This window comes from Staphylococcus sp. HMSC13A10 (genome assembly GCF_001808005.1).
GTDB lineage: Bacteria > Bacillota > Bacilli > Staphylococcales > Staphylococcaceae > Staphylococcus > Staphylococcus pasteuri.
Genome location: NZ_KV791834.1, coordinates 1 through 5,365, shown reverse-complemented (window position 1 = coordinate 5,365; position 5,365 = coordinate 1). Strand labels below are relative to the sequence as shown.

2 protein-coding genes and 6 pseudogenes are annotated in these 5,365 nt (G+C 33.9%); 2 read left to right on the top strand and 6 right to left on the bottom strand.

Annotated features, from left to right (window positions below; all coding sequences use genetic code 11):
• Positions 1-70: 70 nt before the first annotated feature.
• Positions 71-737: pseudogene (locus HMPREF3125_RS01905) on the bottom strand (NAD(P)-binding oxidoreductase).
• 21 nt (positions 738-758) lie between these two features.
• Positions 759-1,443 (bottom strand): annotated as a pseudogene (locus HMPREF3125_RS01900) (type 1 glutamine amidotransferase domain-containing protein).
• A gap of 77 nt (positions 1,444-1,520) precedes the next feature.
• Here HMPREF3125_RS01900 and HMPREF3125_RS01895 point away from each other — a divergent pair.
• Positions 1,521-1,856 (top strand): MerR family transcriptional regulator, encoded by a 336-nt coding sequence (locus tag HMPREF3125_RS01895; RefSeq protein WP_070451579.1) that lies wholly within the window; start codon positions 1,521-1,523, stop codon positions 1,854-1,856.
• 230 nt (positions 1,857-2,086) lie between these two features.
• On the opposite strand, the pseudogene HMPREF3125_RS01890 reads toward HMPREF3125_RS01895, so the two are convergent.
• Positions 2,087-2,815, bottom strand: a pseudogene (locus HMPREF3125_RS01890) (alpha-amylase family glycosyl hydrolase); the annotation flags it as partial.
• Here HMPREF3125_RS01890 and HMPREF3125_RS01885 point away from each other — a divergent pair.
• Positions 2,813-3,946, top strand: a pseudogene (locus HMPREF3125_RS01885) (MFS transporter); the annotation flags it as partial. The pseudogenes HMPREF3125_RS01890 and HMPREF3125_RS01885 overlap by 3 nt on opposite strands.
• A gap of 69 nt (positions 3,947-4,015) precedes the next feature.
• Here HMPREF3125_RS01885 and HMPREF3125_RS13180 read toward each other — a convergent pair.
• The 3 genes and pseudogenes from HMPREF3125_RS13180 to mobC form a co-directional block, all read right to left on the bottom strand.
• Positions 4,016-4,265, bottom strand: a pseudogene (locus HMPREF3125_RS13180) (DUF334 domain-containing protein).
• 301 nt (positions 4,266-4,566) lie between these two features.
• Positions 4,567-5,258, bottom strand: a pseudogene (locus HMPREF3125_RS12390) (relaxase/mobilization nuclease domain-containing protein); the annotation flags it as partial.
• Positions 5,255-5,365 (bottom strand): plasmid mobilization relaxosome protein MobC (gene mobC / locus HMPREF3125_RS01875; protein ID WP_141738040.1); only part of this gene is annotated, 111 nt, incomplete at its 5' end. The pseudogene HMPREF3125_RS12390 and the gene mobC, both read right to left, overlap by 4 nt.

The following is a 5,365-nucleotide window of genomic DNA, read 5'->3' as shown; positions in this document are numbered from 1 at the left end:
ATCTAAATACATCGTCTTGAGGGATACCATGGGGTCGTTTTGCAAGTACAACTTGTTGATTATTCATTTATTATTCCTCCAGATATTTATTCGTTGCGTCTGATAATGACAAATTACCATTGATGATTTGGAATTCGTGACCTTGTAATGCTTCATCAGTTAATACAGAAACAAGCACTTCTGCTACATCTTCTCTTGTAATAGACGGATTTTGTACATTTTCAAATTGCTCACTCATATTGAATTGTTGCGTTTCATGTTCGTTTGTTAAAGCGCCTGGATGCACGATGGTATATTTTAAATTTGCATGTCTTAAGTAGTCATCCGCATAATGTTTTGCAATGGTATATGGTTTCAAGTCGCCTGACGCATCAAACACTTCTCGACGTGAGTCGTACGTTGATACCATAACAAAGTGTTGATGACCAACGTGTTCACTTGCTTTAATTGCTTTCACTGCACCGTCTAAATCTACTATGATTGTTTGATCGTCACCTGTGCTCCCACCAGAACCGACGGAAAAAAGGATTTGATCATACGGTTTAAATAATTCTGTTAATTCATCAATCGATTGTTTTTGCAACATCAATGTAAGTTGCATCGATACCATCTGCTTTTAAAGCTTCAACTTGTTCTTCTTTTCTAACACCGGCCGTAAAATCAACATCTCGTGCATTTAGTTTACGTACGAGATGTTGACCGACGCCACCATTAGCGCCAATAATTAATGATTTCATGTGTATCGCTCCTTTTTAAAATTATTGATTAGCTAATATTTTTAAAACATGTTCAGCAACTGCCATGTCCTGATTGAGGATTTTGACCAGTCACAATGCGACCATCTACGACTGCGAAATTGCTCCAGTCATCCTCTTTTTTAAAATGTGCACCGTTACTAATGAATTCGTCTTCTAATAAATATGGCATGTATTCAGTTGTACCATTTGCTTGTTCTTCACTATTTGTAAAACCAGTCACGTCTTTATGATGAACGAGGTAATCCCCATTTTCTTTAATGTCGAGTAGACCCGCCGCACCATGACATACAGAAGAGAGAACGCCTTGGTTATTGTAAATACTTAACGCAATGTCGTTAAGTTCTTTGTTATTTCTAAAATCCCAAATCGCACCATGTCCACCTGCAAAGTAAATGGCTTGATAGTTGCTAGGATTAACCTCTTTTGGAGATAATGTTTGTCCAAATTTATTCATATAATTATGATCTGTGTAGTATTCCCAGTCCTCAGATCCCATCATTTCAGGGCTAAGACTGATAGGATCAAGAGGCACATATCCACCGTTCGGACTTACGAAATCAACATCATAACCTGCGTCATAGAAATCTTTCGCAAAATGCGTAACCTCTGAGAACCACGCACCCGTAGGTCTGTCTAAATTATCGTATTTCGCAATGTTTGTTACAACAATTAAAGCTTTTTTCATTGTATTTCCTCCTCATTCATGTTTATATAGAGTATAATATCAGTTAAACCTTGATTTAAGAGAAAGGATATGCTTACATGAAACAATATTACATTGAATATGTCTCAGATTATTGCAATATACCTAAAAGCAAACTACGTTATTACGAGAAAAAGAATATATTGAAACACATCCATAGAGACAGCAATAACCAGCGTTTATACACAGACGACGATATCGAAATGATTAAATTTATCCAGTGTCTAAGGAATTTAAATATGCCATTAAAAGAAATTCAAAAAAACACTGACATGCTCTATCAAAATAAAATAGACATACAAAGTATACTTGGAGCACACCTTGAATTCTTGAATAAACAAAGAAATATGATAAGTGAACACATTTCTCTAATTGAAAAAAAATTGAAAATATAGAATGCTTAGAGCTATCAATTGTATGATTTTCTTGATATAAAGATTAATTTAAGAATAAAAATATGATTATTCACATAGTATAGGAGACTTTATTAATACTCAATTTAAAAGTTAGACAAAAAAGGTGAATAATATATAATTTAAAAAATCCAAACCCACTCAAATTAAAATTTATATTGTTATGAGTGGGTTTGAATTTTGGATATTTGTCAACTGAATAAATTTATTAACTAAATCATAGCAACAAATGCTTCATAGGGTTTTATATTATCTGTATTAATTTCAGTATCATAGTTATGCAATTTTAAATCGCCCTTGTTTAATTCAAGATCAGTTTTTAGACTTACTGTTTGATTTGTTAGATTACCGACAATGACTGCTGTTTTATTACTTAATGTGCGAGTATATGCAAAGATACTGGAATTTTCTGAATCAATTAAGTTGAATTCTCCATACGTAAAGGTGTCATCTGACTTTTTAAGTTGAATTAAATCTTTGTAAAATTGCAATATAGAATGGTCATCCGCTTCTTGTTGTTCGACATTAATTGAAACGTAGTTAGGGTTGACTGGGAACCAAGGTTCAACATTAGAGAAACCAGCATAATCTTCATTATTCCATTGCATTGGAGTTCGAGAATTATCTCTGTTTTCCATGCGGTGTTTCTCTAATAATGCATCAGTGTTTCCGCCTTCTTCTTTAACCATAAGGTATTCATTTTTAACAGATACATCGTTAAATTGCTCTATACTTGTAAACGGAAAGTTCGTCATTCCAATTTCTTGACCTTGATAAATAAATGGTGTGCCTTGTTGTAGGAAGTAAACAACCGCATGACTTGTAGCTGATTCATACCAATATTTATTATCTCTTCCCCATGTAGATACACGACGTGGCTGATCATGATTTTCGATGAATAGTGCATTCCATCCAGTATTTTCAAGTTTTTTTTGCCATCGGATCGTACATGGACAAGATTTGGTAGACGAATGCCATATTTGTTAATAGCCGGTCCTATAGGAGTTATCACACTTGTATTATTACCGAATTCAGGATCACTTGGTTTTGGTTATGCATCATTGTCTGCTCTTTTATTTGGAGCAATCATGACACTTTTTATGGACTTAACTGCAAATGCTTGTATGCAACCATACAAAATGGTTATTGGTGATATGGTTCCTGAAAAACAAAGAGACATGGCTTGGTCTTGGCAACAAATTTTTTCGAATATGGGAGGGATTATAGCAACTTTACTCCCATTCTTATTAACACTTTGGGGTGTATCGAACGTAGCGCCTAAAGGTGAAGTACCTATGACAGTCAAAATTGCATATTATATTGCAGCAGTTGTTCTGTTAATTTCAACTATTTGGACAGTACGTTCTGTAAATGAATATAACCCTAAATTACATGCACAGTATCATGGAATAGAGGAAAAAAGAAATCGTAAAAATTCATTGAATTTAAGGCAATTGCTTTTAAAAGCACCTAAACAATTTTGGCAAGTATCTTTGGTTCAATTCTTTACTTGGTTTGCCATTATGTATTTATGGACATATACACCTGGTGCTATTGCTAATAATGTTTGGGGTACTACAGATCCTTCATCAGCAGGATACCAAGAAGCAGGTAACTGGTATGGTGTATTAACTGGCGTACAATTTGTAGCATCTATTTTATTTGGCATAGTAGCTGCATATGCAAAACCTCATCAAAGAAAATTAGTATTAAGATTTGGTTTACTCATGGGTGCTATTGGATTTATATCAATCTTCTTTATTCATTCACAGTGGTTATTAATTTTATCGTTCTGCTTAATTGGAATTAATAACCTTACTATGAATACACAAACATTTACATTATTAACTGAAAATACAGATGGAAAAAATGCTGGTGCTTATTTAGGATTATTTAACTGTTCAATTTGTCTCCCTCAGATTATCGCTTCTTTAGCTAGCTTTGCGTTATTCCCGTTGTTTGGTAAATCAATGCCAAACATGCTGTTGTTTGCTGGAGTAATGTTATTGGTGGCTGCGGGGTGTGTAAGTTTTATTGACTCCAAGTATGAAAAAAGAATAGTGAAATCATAGAAATGCAGATTGTCGACAAATCTTATATAGACTTGTCGACTTTTATATTAACTAAAAGGTATTACTCACTTAAATATAATGAGCACTAATAAAACCCATAAAATCACTATATATGCTCATGATTAACGCAAAAAACATAAAGACTAATAACATTACGCCAATTCCTCGATACATGAGCTTAATTTTTTTGGTATGCTTTATAAGATGCTTTGACTTCTTGAAACATACGTTCATTTTCATCACATACTTTATGAATATCTCTACCTAAAATATTTGCTAGTTCATCTGTATCGACTTTATCCAATTTTTCTTTAAGCATATGAGTAAATGTATTATGTACTTTAATACCATTATCTCGAAAATCCTTTGTCGCCCCTGTCAAATTCGATATGAGTTGTTTTTGTTCTTTCTCTCGTGCGTTCTGGATCTCTTGTATCTCTGTTAGATATTTGATGATGAGCTTGTTTTTTTTCAGTTCGTCTAATTCTTGTCTTTCTAAGCTATGCTGAGTTGTATTCGACAGCTTACCAATCGACATCAAATTGGTCTTTATACGTTGTGATTGCGTCTCATTCTGCTTCTTTTCTTCTTCTCTATCTTATCTTGTAAACTCATATTCCAACGCCCCCCTTGTCGTAGTCTTCGCCAAGTGTTTTGCCACGTACCCATTTATTTACATTTTCAGGCTTATATGAAACGTTTTTGCCTCTGATCTTAAAAATTCGATACCTGATTGTCCTAAACACTCTGAGAAGTTCTTAAAATCGCTTGTATGGCCTTTCGCATTTCAATTTTTTCTCTTAAATCATCTTTCCAAGAATATTGGACTTTTTCTATCAATGATTTTTCAGCTTGAGTATATCTTAATTTTACCGTATATCGTTCTGTATGTTTAAACCATGTTCTTGACAGACCTCATCATTGAACTCTCTGACATTACGTAAGCCTTGTTTATTGCTGTTGGATTTCTTACCTGTTTCGAGGTCAAATTGTATTAATCACAACATGACTGTGTACATGATCCGTATCATTATGTGTGTACACAGCGACTTGATGATGAGGTGCTAACTTTTCAGCCAATTCTAAACCCAACTGATTATATTATTCTGAGGTTACTTCATCGGGTTTAAACGATTGGATAATCATATGCCCTTGATTACCATCAGTTTTGCCATATAACTAACGAGAGGCTTTAAAACTCGATTTGGCATAATCCACATACAATTTAAGCGCTTTTTTCAACAGTACGTTTCTCAGGGTAATTAATGGCACATGACGTTGATTTAGTGGCACTTAATTTAGTTGTTGTCATATCTCATCAAGCTTTTCACGTAATTCACTAATATTATGTTCTAATACCTCGTAATTCGGTGCGTCATATTGATGCTGATTACAATATTTGGCAATTTGATTGGCATT

Coding starts and splice junctions, on each gene's coding strand:
- HMPREF3125_RS01895 (WP_070451579.1), top strand. CDS start 1,521: ATGAAACAATATTACATTGAATATGTCTCAGATTATTGCAATATACCT.